Below are 17,976 nucleotides of genomic sequence, written 5' to 3'. Positions count from 1 at the left end.
CCGGACGCCCTCGGGTGCGCGGGGCCTCCCGGCCGGGTAGCCCGTTCCTTCCGTGGCCACTCCAGCGAAGGGACCGGATCCATGCCCTCCGAAAGCGAAACCGACGCCGACACGGATACAGTCAACGCCACCAACGCCCAGCCCGTCGAGCAATACCGCTACGTCCAGCCCAAGTTGGCCGCGCTCGACGGCAAGCCGACCTCCCCCTGGGTCATGGTCCGCCGCCTGCCCCAACTCGTCCGCAAAGGGCTCGCGCTCGGCTGGCGGGTCGACCGCCGTGCCGTCACGGTCCTGCTCTCCTGCCAGGCCCTCTCGGCCGTCCTGGAGGCGGCCGGGCTTGTAGCGACCGGCAGCACCATCACCTCACTCGTCTCGTCCGGCGACATCCATGAGCGGCTGACGCAGGCGTTGCCGTCCATCGTGCTCATCGGCGCCGCCGTCGCGGTCCGCGCCGTCCTCGGCATCGTCATCACCAACGTCTCGTCCCGCCTGTCGCCGCGCATCTCCCGCGAGGCCGAGCTGGAGATGCTGCACGCCGCCGCGAACGCCGAGCTCACGGCGTACGACCATCCCGGCTTCAACGACAAGTGGGACCACGCCGACCGGGGTGCGGACGTCGCGAAGGACCTGATCACCGAGTCGCAGATGCTGATGTCCTGCCTCGCCTCGATCATCGCGGCGGCCGGTGTCGTCACGGTCCTACACCCCGTGCTGCTGCCCCTGCTCGTCCTGGCCGTGCTCCCCCAGGCGCTCGCCCGGATGAAGGGCGCCCATCTGCACTGGGAGAGCAGCCGTGCCGTGTCGGCGGAGCGGCGCACGCTCGGTCATCTGCGCTGGTACATCGCCGACCGGCAGATCGCGGACCAACTCCGCGCGGGCACGATGTTCGGCTTCCTCCTGGGCCGGTACCGCGAGATCGGCGCGCGGGTCGACGCGGTCACGGACCGGGCCATCCATCGGGGCGCGCGCTGGGCGTTCGCCGGCTCGCTCGCCGGCGGGGTGGCGTCGGCCGTCATGTGGGGCGCGCTGGTCGGGCTGCTCGCCACCGGCCGGATGACGCTCGCGACCGCGGGAACGGCCGTCTTCGCCCTGCAGACCGTCAGCAACAACCTGTACGGGATCGTCGGCTACGGCACCCAGATCTTCCGCACCGGCCTGTACGTCGACGACTGGGTCGACTTCATCTCCGAGGCCGGCGGCCACCGCCTCGACCGAGGCGGCGTCGTGCCGGCCCCGCCGACGACGGTGCGCGCGGAGGACCTCACGTACGCCTACCCCGAGGCGGACGAGCCCGCCCTGGACGGGATCACCCTGGAGGTACGGGCCGGGGAAGTCATCGCCCTGGTCGGGGAGAACGGCTCCGGCAAGACGACGCTGTCCAAACTGCTCGCCGGCCTGTATCTCCCCACCCGGGGCACGGTCACGTGGGACGCCCGGGACATCCGTACGCTCGACCCGTACGCCATGTGGAAGCACACCGCGGTCGTCCCGCAGGTCTTCGCCCACTGGCCGCTCACCGCCGAGGAGAACATCACGCTCGGCCAGCCGCGCACCGACGACCGGGAATCGCTGCGCCAGGCCGCCGACCGTTCGGGGGCCGCGGAGGTCGTCCAGGGCCTCCGCAGCGGCTGGAGCACGCTGCTCGCCCGGGAGTGGTTCGGCGGCGTCGAGCTGTCGGGCGGCCAGTGGCAGCGCATCGCCATCGCCCGCGCGTTCTACCGCCCGGGCCTCCTCGTCCTCGACGAGCCCACCAGCGCCCTCGACGCCCGCGCGGAACACCGCATCTTCGCCGGCCTCCGCGAGATCGCGAAGGACCGCCCGGTCGTCCTCGTCACCCACCGCCTCGCCAACGTGGCCGTGGCCGACCGCATCATCGTGCTGAGCCACGGCCGGATCATCCAGCAGGGCACATACACGGAACTCGCCGAAGCCCCGGGCCTCTTCCAGGAGCTGCTACGGCTGCAGAACGACCGGGGGATCCCCACGCAGCGCTCGACGGACTCGACCACGTAGGGCGTGCGAGGGGTGTTGGTGCTCGGTGGCGGGCAGCGGAGGGGCAATCTCGGCAGGCTATCAGTGGCACCCGTCCGACGGGCGAGTTTGACTACTCTCCACGATCGCCCGATTCCATGGGGTAATCATGGGCGCGGGAGGGAACACCTTGGTCTTCAGTCTGAGTCGTCGCCGCAAGTCCGCATCCACGTCCATATCCATATCCGTGCCCGCCGTCAGCAGCTCCTGTCCCTACACCTCGTCCGGTGCCGCGGGTGACGTCCCCGCAGCCGCGGTCCGCGTTTCGCAAGAGTCCGGGGGTGAGTTCGTCGATCGGCTGGAGGCGGAGGCGTTCGTGCGGCAGTTTCATCGCGAGCAGCCGCGCGCGGGGGACGTCGAGAGTCGGGTTCGGGAGGTGTTGGGCGAGATCGATCGGAGTGGTACCTACGAGCACTCCCCCGCCGAGCTCGCCTTCGGTGCGCGGGTCGCCTGGCGGAACGCTGCGCGGTGCATCGGGCGGCTGTACTGGCGCAGCATGGTGGTGCGGGACCTGCGGCACGTGACCGCCCCCGACGACATCGCGGCCGAGTGCTTCGAGCACCTCCGGCTCGCCGGGAACGGCGGCAGGATCCGCCCCGTGGTGTCCGTCTTCGCGCCCGAGCGGCCGGACAGGCCCGCGCCGCGGATCGTCAATGACCAGCTCGTACGGTACGCCGGACACCGCACCGCCGACGGCGACTGGCGCGGCGACCCGCGCAGCGACCTCCTGACCGCCCGCGCCCGCCACTTGGGCTGGAAGCGCGACGAAGAGGCCTTCCAGACGCTCCCGTTGATGGTGCAGGAACGTCCCGGCCGGCGACCGGACTGGTACGAACTCCCGGACGACGCCGTGCTGGAGGTCCCGCTGAGCCACCCCGATCACGGGTGGTTCGCGGAGCTGGGGCTGCGCTGGTACGCGGTGCCGGCCATCAGTGACATGACGCTGGAGATCGGCGGCGTACGGTATCCGGCCGCCCCGTTCAACGGCTGGTACATGGGTACGGAGATAGGCGCCCGCAACCTCGCCGACGCCGAACGCTTCGACCTCCTGCCGGTGGTGGCGGACCGGCTGGGCCTCGACCGGTCCTCCGAGCGCACGCTGTGGCGGGACCGGGCGCTGGTCGAGCTGAACGTGGCGGTGCTGCACTCGTACCAGGAGGCCGGGGTGACGATGGCGGACCATCACACCGAGTCGGAGCGCTTCCTCCGCCACATCGAGCAGGAGAATCGTCTCGGCCGCCCCACTCCGGCCGACTGGAGCTGGATCGTCCCCCCGATATCCGGCTCCGCCACGCCCGTCTTCCACCGCTACTACGACGCCGTGGACCCCGCCCTCCGCCCCGCCTTCCTCCCCCGCGAGGCGTAGGCCTCGGCGTCACGCGCTCGCCGGCCCGTCCGGCGAGACCGGGCGTTCGAAGAAGGTCTCCAGGACGACCGTCGCCTGCCTGAACGTCCCCGAGTCGGTCGCCAATCTCCTGGGGCGGCGCCAAACGCAACCGCCTCTTGGACGCCGCCCTCTCAGTTGACCGCGGTGACGAACTCTCTAGCCGCCCATGAACTGGGAGCATCTGTACGGGCCCAGGGGCCGGCCTTCGCCGTCGAGGGTGACCTGGACGTCGTCCGGGCGGATCGTGGGGTGGAGGGTGGAGTGGGCGCGGGCCAGGGTGCAGACGAGTTGGCCGTTGACTAGGTCGTCGCGGCGGTTGCCGGAGAAGGTCGTGCCGGGGGCTCGCAGGGTCACGCGGGTGCCCTCGCCCGTCGCGTCGTACGAGACCTGGCCGACCAGGTTCGTCAGGCCACGCCTCTGTTCCGGCTCGGTGGGGCCGGAAGCGAGGAGCTTGAGGGCCGCGGCCAGGCCGGTGATCTGCACCTCGGGGCGCGAGACGCCTTCCAGGTGGCCCGCCGGGGAGACGAAGTAGAGGCGCAGGCCCTTCGTGAGGCCCGTCGGGGGTTCGCCTGCGCCGATCACTCCGCTCGGCTGTACTCCGCAGGCGGTCAGCAGGGCCGTCGTCAGTATGGACATCAGGGGCAGGAGTGCGGGTGTTCTGGGGTTTCTGGGGTTTCTGGGGGTCATTCCGTCGGGGCCTTCGCCTCAAGGGTCTCGGGGAGGGGGAGGGTCACGGTGAAGAGTGCGCCGCCGTTCTTGTGGTTCGCGGCCTCGATCGTTCCGCCGTGCAGGCGGGCGTTCTCCAGGGAGATCGCGGTGCCCAGGCCGCTCCCCTCGGAGCGGGTGCGGGCCGCGTCCGCCTTGTAGAAGCGGTCGAAGACATGGGCGAGCGCGTCGGGTGAGAGGCCGGGACCGTGGTCGGTGACGGTGATCGTCGCCGTCCTGTGGTCGGTCGTGAGGGTCAGCGTCACCGGGGGTGCGCCGTGGCGCAGTGCGTTGCCCACCAGGTTGGCGATGATCACGTCGAGGCGGCGGCGGTCCAGCGGGGCCCGTACCCCGTCGGGGAGTTCGGTACGGACCGCCTCCGTCCAGCCCCGCAGGGCCAGGCTCGCCCGGATCGCCTCCGCCACGTCGGTGTCGGTGCGGGTCAGGCGGGCCGCGCCGGAGTCGAAGCGGGACATCTCCATCAGGTCCTCGACCAGGCGGGACAGCTTCGCCGTCTCGGCGCTCACCGTGCGGGCGGCGTGGGCCGTGTCCGGCGGGAGCTGGTCGGCGTCCTCCTCCAGGACGGTGGCCACCATCGTCATCGCGGCGAGCGGGGTGCGCAGTTCGTGGGAGACGTCCGCGACGAAGCGCCGGGCGCGTTCCTCCTGGTCGCGCAGGTGGGTGACCGAGGACTGCAGCTCGTCGGCCGTCTCGTTGAAGTCCTGGGCCAGATTGGCGAGTTCGTCGCGTCCCTTCGCCGTGACCCGGATCGAGAGGTCGCCCTCGGCCAGTCTCCGGGTCGCCCGCCCCAGGTCGCGGACCGGGCGCAGGACGGCGCGGGCCGAGAGCAGGGCGAGGAGGGCGGAGAGCAGGACGACGGGGACGACGCCGTCCCGTACCGCCGTGAGGAGGGCCGCCGTGTCCTCCTGCTCGGGTCGCAGCGAGGTGACCGCGTAGATCTCCAGGCCGGAGGCCCTGCCGTCGTCGGCGAAGGTGACGGGGGTGCCGACGACGAGGTACGGGATGTCGTGGTGGGTGACGCGCTGGAAGCTGATGGCCGAGCGCGTGCGGACCGCCTCGCGCAGTTCCGGGGTGATCCTGCTCCGGTCGGCGAGCCCGTCGGAGGTGCCCTGGAGCTCGCGGTAGCGGCTGATGACGAGCGGGGCGCCGTCGAGGCTCCCGGAGACGCGTTCGGCGAGTTCGGTGAGGCCGCGAGCGGTCGGCGGCAGGTCGACGTCCGGGGCGATGGTGGTGACGCGGTCGTGCAGGTCGCGCTGGAAGGAGTCCTGGGCGCGTTGGAGGATCGCGGTGCGCGCCTCACGGTAGGCGAGCGCGGTCGCCGTGGCGGAGCCGGTCAGCGTGACGAGGACGAAGGCGACCAGGAGGCGGGTGCGGAGGCTTCCGAGCCAGGGCTTGCGGGGGCGCTTGGGGCGGCCCGGCGTACGGCCTGAGCGGATATCCGATGCGTCGCGGCCCGGCGTACGGCCCGGCGTACGGCTCGACGTGCGGCCTGCCGTGCGGCCCTGCGCCCCCGGGCGGAGCGGGTTCATATCGGGCCGAAGCGGTAGCCGAAGCCACGGACGGTCTGGATGTAGCGGGGGCGGCCGGGCTCGTCCTCGATCTTGGCGCGGAGGCGGCCGACCGCCGCGTCCACGAGGCGCGAGTCGCCGAGGAAGTCGTGGTCCCAGACGCGTTCGAGGAGTTGCTCCCGGCTGAGCACGCGGCCGGGTGAGGCCGACAGTTCCAGGAGGAGGCGGAGTTCGGTCGGGGGCAGGGCCACGGGCGTCCCGTGGCGGGTGACGGTCAGTCCGGCGCGGTCGAGGACGAGTCCCGTGTACTCGGAGCGCTCGGGGTGCGCGGGCTGCGGCTCGGCCCGGCGCAGGGCCGCCTTGATACGGGCCTCCAGGACGGGGGCCGTCACGGGTTTGACGACGTAGTCGTCCGCGCCCGCCTCCAGGCCCTGGACGATGTCGGTGTCGTCGCCGCGCGCGGTGAGCATGATGACGGGCATTGTGGAGCGGGCGCGCAGCCGGCGGCAGACCTCGAAGCCGTCGATGCCGGGCAGCATGAGATCGAGGACGGCGAGCTCCACCGCCTTGCCCGCGGGGCTGTCGAGGAGCGCGAGGGCTTCCTCACCGGTGGCCGCGGTGTCGACGCCGTAGCCGTGTCGGCGCAGGACGAGTTCCATGCCGTCGCGTACGGCGGCGTCGTCCTCGATGAGAAGCACATGGGGCATGCGCCCGATTATGGGCGAGGTTTTCGTTCCGTAGTCCCTGGTCAAGGGCCTGATCCGGCGACCACGGGCATTGTTACGTTCTCATCATGTGCTGTTACGTGTTCATGGAGCGGCGCGGGACGGACCGCCATGTCCGGGTCCGAGAGTCGTCCGCATGACCTCGAACAGCGGCGCTTGTACGCGTCCCCGCAGCCGTAGCCGTAGCCGTGGCCTTCTCGCCTCGCTCCTCGCTCTGCCCGTTCTCGCCTTCGCCGTCGCCTGTGGCACCGATGGCGGGGTCCGGGACGCCGGTGTGGCCACCGTCTCCGACGAGCCGAAGGCCTCCTCCGTCACCCCGAGCAGCACCGCCGCCGGCAAGGGGGCCTTCTACGACGCGCAGATGGAGTATGTCCGGTGCATGCGCGGCAAGGGCGGGGTCAAGGAGTTCCCCGACCCCAAGCTCAGCGGCTACCTGGACTGGACGAAGATCGACGAGCTGGGCTCCACGTACCCGGAGGTCTCCAAGGGCGGCAAGAACGGCGTGTGCGTGGCCGAGATGACAACGGCGGCGCAGCAGGAGCCCGAGCGCGACACGCAGACGGAGTACGAGTCGATGCTCGCCCACGCCCAGTGCATGCGGGACAAGGGCGTGTCGCGGTTCCAGAACCCGACGATGTCCGGCGGCAACGTGATCCCGGGCGGCGACCCGAACCCCGCGAGCCCGTCCTTCGACCATGACTCCCCCGCGTACAAGCGGGCCGTCACGGCCTGCAAGGACAAGCTGCTCGACGGCCTGGACGGCATGCAGTGACGCGGCGCAGGACACTTCTCGTCGGTGGTGCGCTGACCGTGGCCCTCGCGGGCGGTGCCGGGGCCTTCGTGCTCGGCGCCGGACCGGAGGCGGAGCCCGCCGGCGGCCGGTCGGGGCTGCCGCCCGCCACCACCACGGTCGTACGGACCGACCTGGTGAGCAGCAAGACCGTCGACGGCCGGCTCGACTACGCGGGCCGCCGACCGGTGAAGGCGGCGGTCCCGGGCACCGTCACGGTGGCGGCCGTGGAGGGCACGACCGTACGGCAGGGGCAGCCGCTGTACGAGCTGGACGACAAGCCCGTCACACTGCTGTACGGGCCCGTGCCGATGTTCCGCGAGATGCGGACCGGCGACCGGGGCACCGACGTCCTCCAGCTCGAACGCAACCTGCGCGACCTCGGGTTCGGCGGCGGGTTGTACGTGGACCCGCGCTTCGACGCGGCGACCGAAGCCGCCGTGAAGCGGTGGCAGAAGTCGCTCAACCGGGAGCCGACCGGGCGGGTCGGCAAGGGGGACGTGGTGTTCCAGCCGGGCCGGGTCAGGGTCGTCTCGGCGGACGCGGCCCTGGCCGACCAGGTCGGGCCCGACCGGCCGGTGCTCACGGTCGCCTCGCCCCGTCCCGTCGTACGGGCCGGCCTCGAACAGTCGGACGCGCCGCTGACCGCGCCGGGCACCCGCGTGGAGGTGACGCTGCCGAGCGGGGCGACGGTACGGGGGAAGGTGACCGGCACCGTACGGCCCGGCGGCGACGGAAGCGGGGATGGAGCGGGGGCCGGGGCCGGTGCTCGGGAGGGGATCACCGTCGAGGTGACGCTCGACGACGGGACGCCGCCGGGCGAGGACGCCCGGGCCACGGCGAGCGTGAAGTTCGTGAGCGAGAGCAGGAAGGGGGTGCTCGTGGTGCCCGTCGAGGCGGTGGTGGCGCTGCGCGGCGCCGACGGCGGCTACGGACTGGAGGTCGTCCAGGGCACCACGACCCACATGGTGCGGGTCGAGACGGGCATGACCGCCGACGGGAAGATCGAGGTCAGCGGCGCCCAACTGCGCGAGGGGATGCGGGTGGGGGTGGCGGCGTCGTGACGACCGGCCGCCGGTCCTCCGGAAGGGCCACCGGGACTGCCGAAGTCCCGGGTGCGGGCGTGGGCTCGCCCGCCACCCCCGGCGCCTCAACCCCCGCCCCCGTCCCCCCGGTCGTCGAGCTCCGGGGCGCGTCGAAGACCCACCCAGGGCCCGTGCACGCGCTGCGGGCGGTCGACCTGACCGTCGAGGCCGGTGAACTCCTCGCCATCGTCGGCCCGTCGGGCTCCGGCAAGTCGACCATGCTGAACATCATGGGCACCCTGGACCGGCCCACGACCGGCACCGTCCATGTGGCCGGGCGGGATGTCGGGGCCCTGTCGGACGCCCAGTTGTCCGCGCTGCGCGCCCGGCACATCGGCTTCGTGTTCCAGCACTTCCACCTGTCCGCCGGGCGCGACGCCGTCGACAACGTCTGCGACGGGCTCCTCTACGCGGGCGTAGGCCTGCGCGACCGGCGTACGCGGGCCCGCGCCGCGCTGGAGCGGGTCGGGCTCGGGCATCGCCTCGGGCACCGGCCGACCGAGCTGTCCGGCGGCGAGAAGCAGCGCGTCGCCATCGCCCGGGCGCTCGTGGGCGCGCCGGATCTGCTGCTGGCCGACGAGCCGACGGGTGCCCTCGACACCGCGTCCGGGCGGATCGTGATGGAGCTCCTGCACGAGCTGAACGCCGCCGGTACGGCGGTGTGCGTCATCACCCACGACCACGACATCGCCGACTCGCTGCCGCGCCGGGTGCGCTTCCTCGACGGCGCGGTCGTGGCCGACTCCGGTCGGGACCCTCGGAAGGAGAAGGAGGTGGGGACATGGGCTCCGCGCCCCTGAAGCCCGCGCCCCTGAAGCCCGCGCGTCCCGCCCTGCGGGACGTGCTGCGTACGGGGGCCGTCGGGCTGCGGACCCGGCGTACCCGGGTCGTCCTCTCCGCGCTCGGCATCGCCATCGGCATCGCGACCATGATCGGCGTCGTCGGTCTCTCGACCTCCAGCCGCGCCGACCTGATGAGCCGTCTCGACCGCCTCGGCACCAACCTGCTGACCGCCGAGGCCGGCCGGGACCCGTACGGGCAGGAGGTCGCCCTGCCCAAGAACGCCGTCGCGATGGTCCGGCGCATCGGCCCCGTGCAGCACGCGACGGCCACCGCCGACGTGGACGCGCGGATCCGGCGCAGCGACGTCGTGCCCGAGGAGCGGACGGCGGGGGTGACCGCGCAGGCCGCCCGTCCCGACCTGCTCACCGCGCTCGGCGCCGAGGTGAGTCGTGGGGTGTGGCTGAACGGGGCCAACGAGCGCCTTCCGGTGACCGTCCTCGGGGCGGTGGCGGCCCGGCGGCTCGGTGTCACCGCACCCGGCGAGAAGATCATGATGAACGACCGGTACGTCGTGGTCGTCGGCATCCTCGAACCGATCGAGCTCGTGCCCAATCTGGACCGGGTGGCGCTCGTCGGATTCCCCGCCGCCGAACGCTACTTCGCCTTCGACGGGCGTCCCTCCACCGTCTTCGAGCGCTCCCCTGACGCCTCCGTGGAGGAGGTACGCGCCGTGCTCGCCCGTACGGTCAGCCCCGGGAACCCCGCCGGGGTCAAGGTCTCGCGTCCCTCCGACGCGCTGGCCGCGAAGGCCGCCACCGACAAGGGGCTGACGGCGTTGATGCTGGGTCTGGGGGCGGTGGCCCTGCTCGTGGGCGGCGTCGGCGTGGCGAACACCATGGTGGTGTCCGTGCTCGAACGGCGGCAGGAGATCGGGCTGCGCCGGGCCCTCGGGGCCACCCGGGGTGCCATCCGGCTGCAGTTCCTCACGGAGTCGCTGCTGCTGTCCGCGCTCGGCGGTCTGGCGGGGGCGGTCCTGGGGGCGGCCGCCACGCACGGCTTCGCCCTGGCGCAGGGCTGGACCCCGGTCGTGCCGCTCTGGTCGCTGGGCGGGGGTCTGGCCGCCACCCTGGTCATCGGGGCGCTGGCCGGTCTCTATCCCGCCGTCCGCGCCTCCCGGCTCGATCCGACCACGGCGCTCAACGCGACCTGACGGAAGCGGAAACGGAAACGGAAGCGGAAAGGGAAGCGGAAGCGCAGGACGCCGATCAGTCGCCCTGCTCCATGCCGGGCCGCAGGCGGCCGAGCAGGGCGTAGAGCATGGCGCTCTCGGCGGTGGTGAGCGTGTCGAGGGCGCCGTGGGTCGCCTGCATCTCCTCGCGGACGCGGCGGATGATCTCCCGGCCGCTGTCCGTGGCCACCACGTTCTTGACGCGGCGGTCGGAGAGGTCGGGCTCGCGGCGCACCAGCTCGCGGGCTTCGAGGCGGTCCACGATGCCGGTGACGTTGGACGCGTCGCAGACCAGCAGGGTGGCGAGGGCGCGCATCGGCAGCGGGGCGTCGAGCTGGGCGAGGACCTTGGCCTGGGTGGAGGTCAGGCCGTGGTGGGCCGCGGCCGTGGCGAAGTCCCGCCACTGGGCCGTGCCGATGGCGGCGAGGAGCTCCAGGAGCTGGAGCTTGCTGGGGGTCTCGGGGGCCGTCGCGCTCATGGTTCGAGCGTACTCAAGATCTTTCACATTATCAATTATTTACTTGACCCCCTTAACTATCGAGGTCTACCGTCATCGCCGAAACTACTTGATGGCATCAAACATCGACGTCCTGAAGAAGACGAGGGACGGAGCGATGAGGCATGGAGAAGGCCCCCACATGAGCAGCACCACCCCGCCGTCCACCGCCCTTGCCGGCGCCGGCGCCAGACGCGAGACCGTCATCGTCTTCGCGCTGAGCCTGGCGGCCATGGTCGTGTCGATGATGCAGACCCTGCCGGTCCCGATCCTCGGCCTCATCCGGGCCGACCTGGGCGTCTCCACGGCCGAGGTGAGCTGGGTGACGACCGCCACGCTGCTCTCCGCCGCCGTCTTCACGCCCCTGCTCGGCCGTTTCGGCGACCAGCACGGCAAGAAGCCGACCCTCGTCGCGGTGCTCGGCGTCATGGTCGTCGGCTCCGTCGTCGCCGCCCTGGCGACCTCGCTCCCCTGGCTGATCGTCGGCCGCGTCCTCCAGGGCGCCGCGACGGCGATCTTCCCGCTCGCGCTGTCGGTGCTGCGCGAGGAGGTCCGCCCGCAGAAGCTGCCCGGCGCCATGTCGCTCGTCAGCGGCACCCTCGCCTTCGGCAGCGGTCTGGCGCTCGTCGCCACCGGCCTGCTGACCTCCGGCCCGGACGCCGACTACCGCAGCGCCTTCTGGATGGCGACCGGCTTCGCCGCCCTCGCCCTGCTCGCGGTCCTCTTCCTGGTGCCCGCGACCCGCCAGAAGACCGGCGGCCGCACCGACTTCCTCGGCGCGCTGGCCCTCGGCATCACCCTGCTGCTCCTCCTGCTGCCCATCTCGCAGGGCCACGAGTGGGGCTGGACCTCCGGCCGTACGCTGGGCAGCTTCGCGGGCGCGGCCGTGATGACGGCCGTCTGGGTCCTGATCGAGCTGAAGGTCCGCGAGCCCCTCGTCGACATGCGCATGTTCGTCCACCGGCCGGTGCTCATGGCCAATCTGGCCGGCATCCTCGTCGGCTTCGGCATGTTCGCGAACTTCCTGGGCGTCTCCTATCTCGTCCAGATGCCCGAGGCCCTCACCGGATACGGATTCGACGCCTCGATCCTGCGTGCCTCCGTGCAGTTCCTGCTGCCGGGCGCGATCGTCTCGCTGCTCGCCTCCCCCGTCGGCGGCCAGCTGGTCCGCCACCGCGGGCCGCGTACGGCACTGGTGCTGGCCGCCGTGCTCGGCGCCGCGGGCTTCGGCTGGCTCGCCCTGGACCACGCCCACACCGCCTCGGTGATCGGCGCCGGTGTGATCGTCGGCGCGGCCGTCAGCTTCGGCTACGCGGCCATGCCCGCCGTCATCATGGCCAGCGTCCCGCACCACCAGAGCGGCATAGCCAACGGCATCAACTCCATCTCGCGCTCCACCGGCAGCGCGATCGGCAGCGCCGTCGTCACCACGATCCTGGCCTCCAGGACCGTGGAGCACCTGCCGGCGGGCGTCCCGCCGCTGCCCGCGGAATCCGGCTTCACCCTCACCTTCTGGATCGGGGCGACGGCCTTCGCCCTCGTCGCGGTGATCGCGCGCTTCGGCCTGCGCGCCGCCCAGGGTCCGCGTGCCACGGCGGCGCCCGCGCCCGAGGAGTCGCCCGAGCGGACGGACGCACCGGCGACCGCCTGACCCGGCCGGCCCGGCCCGCCCGTCGTATCCTCGGCGCGGCGGGCCCGGGCGTTCCCGGCGCGGACGGGAAGAGGCGGGAAGAGGTCGGACAGGGTGGCGGACAGCAGCAGGGCCGGGGCGACGGCCCGGGAGGCCGGATCGGGCTCGCTCGGCGCACGGGCGCGCGAGGCCGTCCTCCAGCGGATCGTCGACCGGCGGTACGAGCAGGGCGCCCGGCTCGTCGAGCGGGAGGTCGCCGAGGAGCTCGGCATGTCGCGCGTGCCGGTCCGCGAGGCGCTGCGCGCCCTCGTCGCCGAGGGCCTTCTGGAACTGCTCCCGCACAGCGGCGTACGCGTGCGGCGTCTGGAGCGCACCGACGTGGAGCATCTGTACGAGGTGTGGGAGCCGCTGGCGGTCCAGGCCTCGCGGCTCGCGGCCCGGGTCGCGGCGGCGGGGGACGCCGAGGGGCTCACCGCGCTGGAGGCGACGCTGCACCAGGCCGAGTCGGCGGCGGCCGAGGGCGAGGGGACGCGGGAGGTCGCCGCGCACACGGCGTTCCACGAGGGTGTCGTCGCCATGGCGGGCAATCCCCTGCTCGCGCGCATGATGGAGCAGCTCAGCTGGCAGCTGCGGCTGCTCTTCGGGCTCCGTGAGGAGCCCGCGCACATGCGGGCCCAGCACGCCGAGATGTTCCGGCACATCGCGGCGGGTGACGCGGAGGCGGCCGGGGCCAGCACGCTGCTGCACGTGCGGGACAGCAGGGCGGTCGCGCTGCGCTCCCTCTTCGGCGACGCCTGAGGATCTTTGTATACCAAGCGCGGGGCTGAACACTAGCCCTTCTTCCACTTACACCCTCCACACAGCCATTCATCTGGGAGTTCGCGCCCCCGGGTCACCCTTCCCTTGTTCGGCGCGCACAGCTTGGTATACAAAATCGGAGAGCCGTTGGTCTCTTCCTCAAGGAGTCCCCCATGCAGCCTTCCTCCCCCGCGCTCTCCCGCCGCACGATGCTGGCCGGTGCCGCCGCCCTGGCCGGTACGACGGCCACGACGGCCACGGTGGCCGCGACCGCCGCCCCCGCGTCCGCCGCCGGTGCCGGGCCCCAGCGGGACCGGGACCGGAACCGGGCCGTGGTCTTCCGCAACGTGCGCGTCCTCGGCGCGGCGAAGGCGACGGACCTCGTGGTCGTCGACGGGCGCGTCTCGGGCGGCCCCGTGCCGCGTGGCGCGAAGGTCGTCGACGGCGGGGGCAGGATCGCGCTGCCGTCGCTGGTGGACGCGCACATCCACCCGGACAAGACGACCTGGGGCGGCTCATGGGTGTCGCGGCGCCCGGCGAGCGGCATCGCCGACTACGTCGCCCAGGACGTGGAGCTGTTCCGCGCCCAGCGCCGGCCGGTCGCCGAGCGCGCGTACGGGCTGATGTCCCACGCCGTCGCCCGCGGCACCCGGGCGATGCGCGCCCACGCCGACGTCGCCCCCGCGTACGGGCTGGCCGGAGTGGAGGGCGTCGCCGAGGCGCGGGAGCGGCTGCGGCACGCGCTCGACGTCCAGATCGTGGCCTTCCCGCAGCACGGCGTCGTCCGGACCCCCGGGACGGCGGGGCTCCTGGAGGAGGCGGCCCGCGACGGGCTCGTGGACATGATCGGCGGCATCGACCCGATCGGCTTCGACCAGGCCCTCGACGAGCAGCTCGACCTGGTCTTCGGCATCGCGGACCGCCACGGCGTCGGCGTGGACATCCATCTGCACGACCGCGGCGAGAAGGGCGTCAGGGCCATGCGCGGCATCATCGACCGCACGCGTGCGCTGTCGCTCGCGGGCAAGGTCACCGTCAGCCATGTCTTCTGTCTGCCCGCCCTCTCGGACCGTGAACTGGGTGTGATCGCCGCCGACCTGGGCGCGCAGGACATCGCCCTCACGACCGTCGCGCCCTCCGACTCGCTGGTGCTGCCGATCGCCCGGCTGCGCGAGCACGGGGTACGGGTCGGCCTCGGCTCCGACGGCGTGCGGGACTCCTGGAGCCCGTTCGGCAACGCGGACATGATGCACCGCGCGCACCTGCTCGGCTGGGTGACGGACGTGCGCCTCGACGAGGAGCTGGCCGACTGCTACGGCGTGGCCGCGAACGGCGGCGCGGACGTCATGGGCCTGCCGCACGCCGACCTCCGGCCCGGCGCGCCGGCCGACTTCGTCCTCGTACGGGGCGAATGCCTGCCCCAGGTCGTGGTGGACATGCCGCGCCGGGACCTGGTCGTGCACGGCGGGGTCGTGGTGGCCAGGGACGGGGAGTTCCTGGCCTGAGCGACGGGCCGGGCGGGGGGCCCGCCGGGGTCACCCGGTGAGCGACTCGTAACGGACGCCCGTGAGTTCCTCGGACGCGGCCCACAGGCGTTCGCCCGAGGTGTCGTCGAGCGTCCATCGGGCCCGCCAGGACCGGGTGGGCGCGCCGCGCAGGCCCAGCTTCGGGCCGATGAAGGCGTCGGGGCGTACGCCGGGGGCGGTGGCGGCGTACAGAGTGGGCAGGGCACCGGTGTCGGCGGGCTGGGCGATGATCCGGTTGCCCAGCTCCATCACGCGCTCGGCGGTCTTGCGGCCCGCCTGCCGGGGGCCTTCCGTCTGCAGGTTGGTGGCGGCGTAGCCGGGGTGGGCGGCGGCCGCGACGATCCCGGCCCCGGCGGTGGCCAGGCGGCGGGAGAGTTCGTGGACGAAGAGGAGGTTGGCCGTCTTGGAGCGGCCGTAGGCGATCCAGCGGCGGTAGCGGCGCTCGGAGTTGAGGTCGGTGTGGTCCAGGTCGGACAGGGCGTGGAAGCCGCTGGAGAGACTCACGATCCGGGCGTCCCGACCGCGCGGCAGCAGGGGCATCAGGAGCCCGGTGAGCGCGAAGTGGCCGAGGTGGTTCACGCCGAACTGCGTCTCGAAGCCGTCGGCGGTGCGGCCTGCGGGCAGGGCCATCACACCCGCGTTGTTGACGAGCAGGTCGAGGCCCTCGTGCCGCTCGGCGTGGCCTGCCGCGAAGTTCCGTACGGAGGCGAGGTCGCCCAGGTCGAGCGGGGCGAACTCGGCCGCCGCGTCCGGGACTTCGGCGCGCAGCCGGGCCAGCGCGGCCTCGCCCCGGGTCCGGCTGCGGCAGGCGAGGACGACGTGCGCCCCGGCGCGGGCCAGCTCGCGGGCGGTGACGTAGCCGATGCCGCTGTTGGCCCCAGTCACCACCGCGACGCGTCCCCGCTGGGAGGGGATGTCCTGTGCGTTCCAGCCCGTCATCTCCGGGCGCTCCTTCCGGCCGTGTCGTCCCTATGATGCCGCCACCACGGGTGACGGCATCATAGGGACGCACCTCAGGGCAGCGGGGTGCGGTGCAGGGTGACCAGCAGGCGCCAGACCCGCTGCGCGATCTCGTCCGGGGTGGCCTCGATCAGGCCGTGCAGCCAGTCGGCGAGCACCCCCGCGAAGGTCGCGGCGACCGCCGAGGCGATCAGGTCGGGTTCCGGCGCCCCGGCCAGGGCGCGCTCGGTCCGGCTGCGCAGGCGCAGCTCCTGGTGGAGCACGAGCCCGAGCGGGCCGCCGCCGCCGGGGCGCAGCAGTTCCCTGTAGAGCCCGGCGTGCGGGGGCAGCCGGTGGAAGAAGTCGCTCAGCGCGGCGGGCGCGGCGGCCGGGTCGGGGACACCGCGCCAGGCGTGCAGGGCGTCGACGGCCTCGCGGACGATTCCGGCACAGGCGTCGGTCGCGAGCGCCTCCAGGTCGGCGTAGTGGAGGTAGAAGGTGGCGCGGCCGACCCCCGCCCGCCGGACCAGCGCGGCGACGCTCACCTGCGCGAGCGGGCTGTCCGCGCACTCCTCCAGCAGCGCCTGCCGCAGCCTGGACCTGGTCCGCTCGGCCCTGGGGTCCGCCGGTGCGGGGTTCATCCGGCCAGCAGGACGGCGCCGAGCGCGAGCGCGCCGGGGAGCGCCTGCGCGACCAGGATGCGCCGGTTGGCGGTGAGGCCGCCGTACACCCCGGCGACGACGACGCAGGCGAGGAAGAAGATCTGCGCCCGGAAGCCGGTCGGGTCCCCGGCGATCAGGCCCCAGACGAGGCCGGCCGCCAGGAAGCCGTTGTAGAGGCCCTGGTTCGCGGCGAGCGGGGCGGTGGCCCGGGCCATGGCCGGGTCGAAGCCCGAGAGCTTGCGCCCCGGAGCCTTCTCCCACAGGAACATCTCCAGGACCAGGAAGTACGCGTGCAGCGCCGCCACCAGGCCGACCAGCACGTTCGCGAGCGTATCCATCGACTCAACCGCTCCTCGGGTTTTATGGACAGGTGTCCATCATAGCTGGACACCTGTCCATGAAATCCCCGGAGCCTCAGTAGGCGCTGTTGACGTTGTCGATCGAGCCGTAGCGGTCGGCGGCGTAGTTGCAGGCGGCCGTGATGTTGGCGACCGGGTCGTAGAGGTCGTAGGCCGTGCCGGCGACGTGGTAGGCCTGGAAGGTCGGCTCGATCACCTGGAGGAGGCCCTTGGAGGGGGTGCCGGCCAGGGCGTTGGAGTCCCAGTTGTTGATGGCCAGCGGGTTGCCCGAGGACTCGCGCATGATGTTGCGGTGGATGCCCTCGTAGGTGCCCGGGATGCCGTTCTTGGCCATGATGGAGAGGGACTCGCGGATCCAGCCGTCCAGGTCGTTCGTGTACGAGACGGCCGAGACCGCCGAGGAGACCGCGGGGGCAGCCTGCGCCGCGGCCTGGACCACGGCCGCCGACGGGGCGGACGCCTGGGGCGCGACCGCCGGGCGGGCCGCGGCGGCGCCGCTCGCGCCGCCGCTCGCGGCGGCGTTCCGGGCGTCGATGGCGAGGCGCAGGCCGGGGCGGATGAGGCCGGGGTCGGCGCCCACGGCGGCACGGTTGTCGCGGTAGACCTTCTGCCAGCCGCCGCTCACGTGGTGCTCGCGGGCGATCTTCGAGAGCGAGTCACCGGCGACCACGGAGTAGCGCACGGGACCGCCCGCCTTGGCCGCCGGCACCGCCGCCTTTTCGATTGCGACGGAATGGACCGCGCGTACGGCCTGCGGGGTCTCAGCGGCGGCGCCGGTGGCTCCGAGGAGCGGCAGGGCGAGTGCGGCGCTGCCGGTGATGCCGACGACGGCCAGTCCGCGAGCGAGCGGGGCGCTCTTGGTGCGGCGGTGCTTCCCGTTTCCACGCATGGCGAGTTCCTCTCCTTCGCCTGCGAGGTGAGCTGTCGGGTTCGGGCAGGAGCTGCCCGGCCGCGCGGCGCGCGGCTTCACCCCGAGCCGCCCCGGTGACCGGGGCGGCGGAGAACCTGGGTCCCCCGCTCCTGCCGTACGTGTGGGTGGGTGAGTGCGGTGCCCGGGCGGCGGCAGGATTCGGCGTTCCGTCCGGATGACGGGTGACCGTAGGCGAATCCGAACGGCGAGAACAAGGGTCCAATTCGCAAAAGCAAGCAGATCTTTTAGCAGCCGGAAATAGGGCGATCGCGGTGCCGTGATCCAACTCGCCAACTGGTTTCCGGGGGCGCGCGCATGACTCCGCGACAGCATCTTGGGGACATGCCGGGCCGTGACTCAGATCACCGCCGGTCACTTAATCTGATATGTCCG

At 72.7% G+C, this 17,976-nt stretch carries 17 protein-coding genes and 1 riboswitch; of the genes, 9 read left to right on the top strand and 8 right to left on the bottom strand.

What is annotated here, in order from left to right; translation table 11 throughout:
* Positions 1-81 precede the first annotated feature (81 nt).
* Positions 82-2,013, top strand: coding sequence for an ABC transporter ATP-binding protein (locus ABTZ54_RS16660; protein WP_351663330.1), 1,932 nt, complete (start codon positions 82-84; stop codon positions 2,011-2,013).
* Positions 2,014-2,218: 205 nt separating this feature from the next.
* Positions 2,219-3,397 (top strand): nitric oxide synthase oxygenase, encoded by a 1,179-nt coding sequence (locus tag ABTZ54_RS16655; protein ID WP_502997254.1) that lies wholly within the window; start codon positions 2,219-2,221, stop codon positions 3,395-3,397.
* Between the two features lie 177 nt (positions 3,398-3,574).
* Here ABTZ54_RS16655 and ABTZ54_RS16650 read toward each other — a convergent pair whose 3' ends face one another.
* The 3 genes from ABTZ54_RS16650 to ABTZ54_RS16640 are packed head-to-tail and all read right to left on the bottom strand — an operon-like array spanning position 3,575 to position 6,359.
* Entirely contained in the window at positions 3,575-4,054 is a 480-nt protein-coding gene (locus ABTZ54_RS16650; protein ID WP_351663324.1) for a hypothetical protein, read from the bottom strand.
* 47 nt (positions 4,055-4,101) lie between these two features.
* Positions 4,102-5,673 (bottom strand): ATP-binding protein, encoded by a 1,572-nt coding sequence (locus ABTZ54_RS16645; RefSeq protein WP_351663321.1) that lies wholly within the window; start codon positions 5,671-5,673, stop codon positions 4,102-4,104.
* Positions 5,670-6,359: a response regulator gene (locus ABTZ54_RS16640; RefSeq protein ID WP_351663318.1), complete on the bottom strand. Its 690-nt coding sequence runs from the start codon at positions 6,357-6,359 to the stop codon at positions 5,670-5,672. Before ABTZ54_RS16640 ends, ABTZ54_RS16645 begins: the two co-directional genes overlap by 4 nt.
* A 154-nt stretch (positions 6,360-6,513) precedes the next feature.
* Between ABTZ54_RS16640 and ABTZ54_RS16635 the strand changes: the two genes are divergently transcribed.
* The 4 genes from ABTZ54_RS16635 to ABTZ54_RS16620 are packed head-to-tail and all read left to right on the top strand — an operon-like array spanning position 6,514 to position 10,245.
* A complete protein-coding gene (locus ABTZ54_RS16635) occupies positions 6,514-7,149 on the top strand; it encodes a hypothetical protein (RefSeq protein WP_351663315.1) in 636 nt (211 codons plus the stop codon).
* On the top strand, positions 7,146-8,231 hold the full coding sequence (locus ABTZ54_RS16630) for a peptidoglycan-binding protein (protein ID WP_351663312.1): 1,086 nt from the start codon (positions 7,146-7,148) through the stop codon (positions 8,229-8,231). The genes ABTZ54_RS16635 and ABTZ54_RS16630 overlap by 4 nt, the downstream gene beginning before the upstream one ends.
* A 59-nt stretch (positions 8,232-8,290) precedes the next feature.
* Entirely contained in the window at positions 8,291-9,052 is a 762-nt protein-coding gene (locus ABTZ54_RS16625; RefSeq protein WP_351663310.1) for an ABC transporter ATP-binding protein, read from the top strand.
* Positions 9,034-10,245: an ABC transporter permease gene (locus ABTZ54_RS16620; protein ID WP_351663307.1), complete on the top strand. Its 1,212-nt coding sequence runs from the start codon at positions 9,034-9,036 to the stop codon at positions 10,243-10,245. Before ABTZ54_RS16625 ends, ABTZ54_RS16620 begins: the two co-directional genes overlap by 19 nt.
* A 55-nt stretch (positions 10,246-10,300) precedes the next feature.
* Here ABTZ54_RS16620 and ABTZ54_RS16615 read toward each other — a convergent pair whose 3' ends face one another.
* Positions 10,301-10,741 carry a MarR family winged helix-turn-helix transcriptional regulator gene (locus tag ABTZ54_RS16615; RefSeq protein ID WP_351663304.1) on the bottom strand — a complete coding sequence of 147 codons (441 nt, stop codon included), beginning with the start codon at positions 10,739-10,741 and terminating at the stop codon, positions 10,301-10,303.
* Positions 10,742-10,901: 160 nt separating this feature from the next.
* Here ABTZ54_RS16615 and ABTZ54_RS16610 point away from each other — a divergent pair, with 160 nt between their 5' ends.
* The 3 genes from ABTZ54_RS16610 (at position 10,902) to ABTZ54_RS16600 (ending at position 14,692) form a co-directional block, all read left to right on the top strand.
* The gene (locus ABTZ54_RS16610; protein WP_351663301.1) at positions 10,902-12,410 is read left to right on the top strand and encodes an MFS transporter; all 1,509 of its coding nucleotides are present in this window, start codon (positions 10,902-10,904) and stop codon (positions 12,408-12,410) included.
* A gap of 93 nt (positions 12,411-12,503) precedes the next feature.
* Positions 12,504-13,187 (top strand): GntR family transcriptional regulator, encoded by a 684-nt coding sequence (locus ABTZ54_RS16605; protein WP_351663298.1) that lies wholly within the window; start codon positions 12,504-12,506, stop codon positions 13,185-13,187.
* A 173-nt stretch (positions 13,188-13,360) separates the two neighbouring features.
* Positions 13,361-14,692, top strand: coding sequence for an amidohydrolase (locus ABTZ54_RS16600; RefSeq protein WP_351663295.1), 1,332 nt, complete (start codon positions 13,361-13,363; stop codon positions 14,690-14,692).
* Positions 14,693-14,722: 30 nt separating this feature from the next.
* Here the strand turns inward: ABTZ54_RS16600 and ABTZ54_RS16595 are convergent, their stop codons facing one another.
* From ABTZ54_RS16595 to ABTZ54_RS16580, 4 genes are all read right to left on the bottom strand, one after another.
* Positions 14,723-15,652 carry an oxidoreductase gene (locus ABTZ54_RS16595; protein ID WP_351663292.1) on the bottom strand — a complete coding sequence of 310 codons (930 nt, stop codon included), beginning with the start codon at positions 15,650-15,652 and terminating at the stop codon, positions 14,723-14,725.
* A gap of 74 nt (positions 15,653-15,726) precedes the next feature.
* On the bottom strand, positions 15,727-16,293 hold the full coding sequence (locus ABTZ54_RS16590) for a TetR/AcrR family transcriptional regulator (RefSeq protein ID WP_351663289.1): 567 nt from the start codon (positions 16,291-16,293) through the stop codon (positions 15,727-15,729).
* Positions 16,290-16,652 carry a DUF1304 domain-containing protein gene (locus ABTZ54_RS16585; protein ID WP_351663286.1) on the bottom strand — a complete coding sequence of 121 codons (363 nt, stop codon included), beginning with the start codon at positions 16,650-16,652 and terminating at the stop codon, positions 16,290-16,292. Before ABTZ54_RS16585 ends, ABTZ54_RS16590 begins: the two co-directional genes overlap by 4 nt.
* A 76-nt stretch (positions 16,653-16,728) precedes the next feature.
* Positions 16,729-17,562: a transglycosylase SLT domain-containing protein gene (locus tag ABTZ54_RS16580; protein ID WP_351663283.1), complete on the bottom strand. Its 834-nt coding sequence runs from the start codon at positions 17,560-17,562 to the stop codon at positions 16,729-16,731.
* 4 nt (positions 17,563-17,566) lie between these two features.
* Positions 17,567-17,721, bottom strand: a riboswitch (cyclic di-AMP (ydaO/yuaA leader).
* Positions 17,722-17,976: the final 255 nt, after the last annotated feature.

The organism is Streptomyces sp. NPDC094032, from assembly GCF_040303965.1.
Lineage (GTDB): Bacteria > Actinomycetota > Actinomycetes > Streptomycetales > Streptomycetaceae > Streptomyces.
Note: the sequence above shows the minus strand (reverse complement) of the source record. Positions and strands in the feature narration are given on the sequence as shown.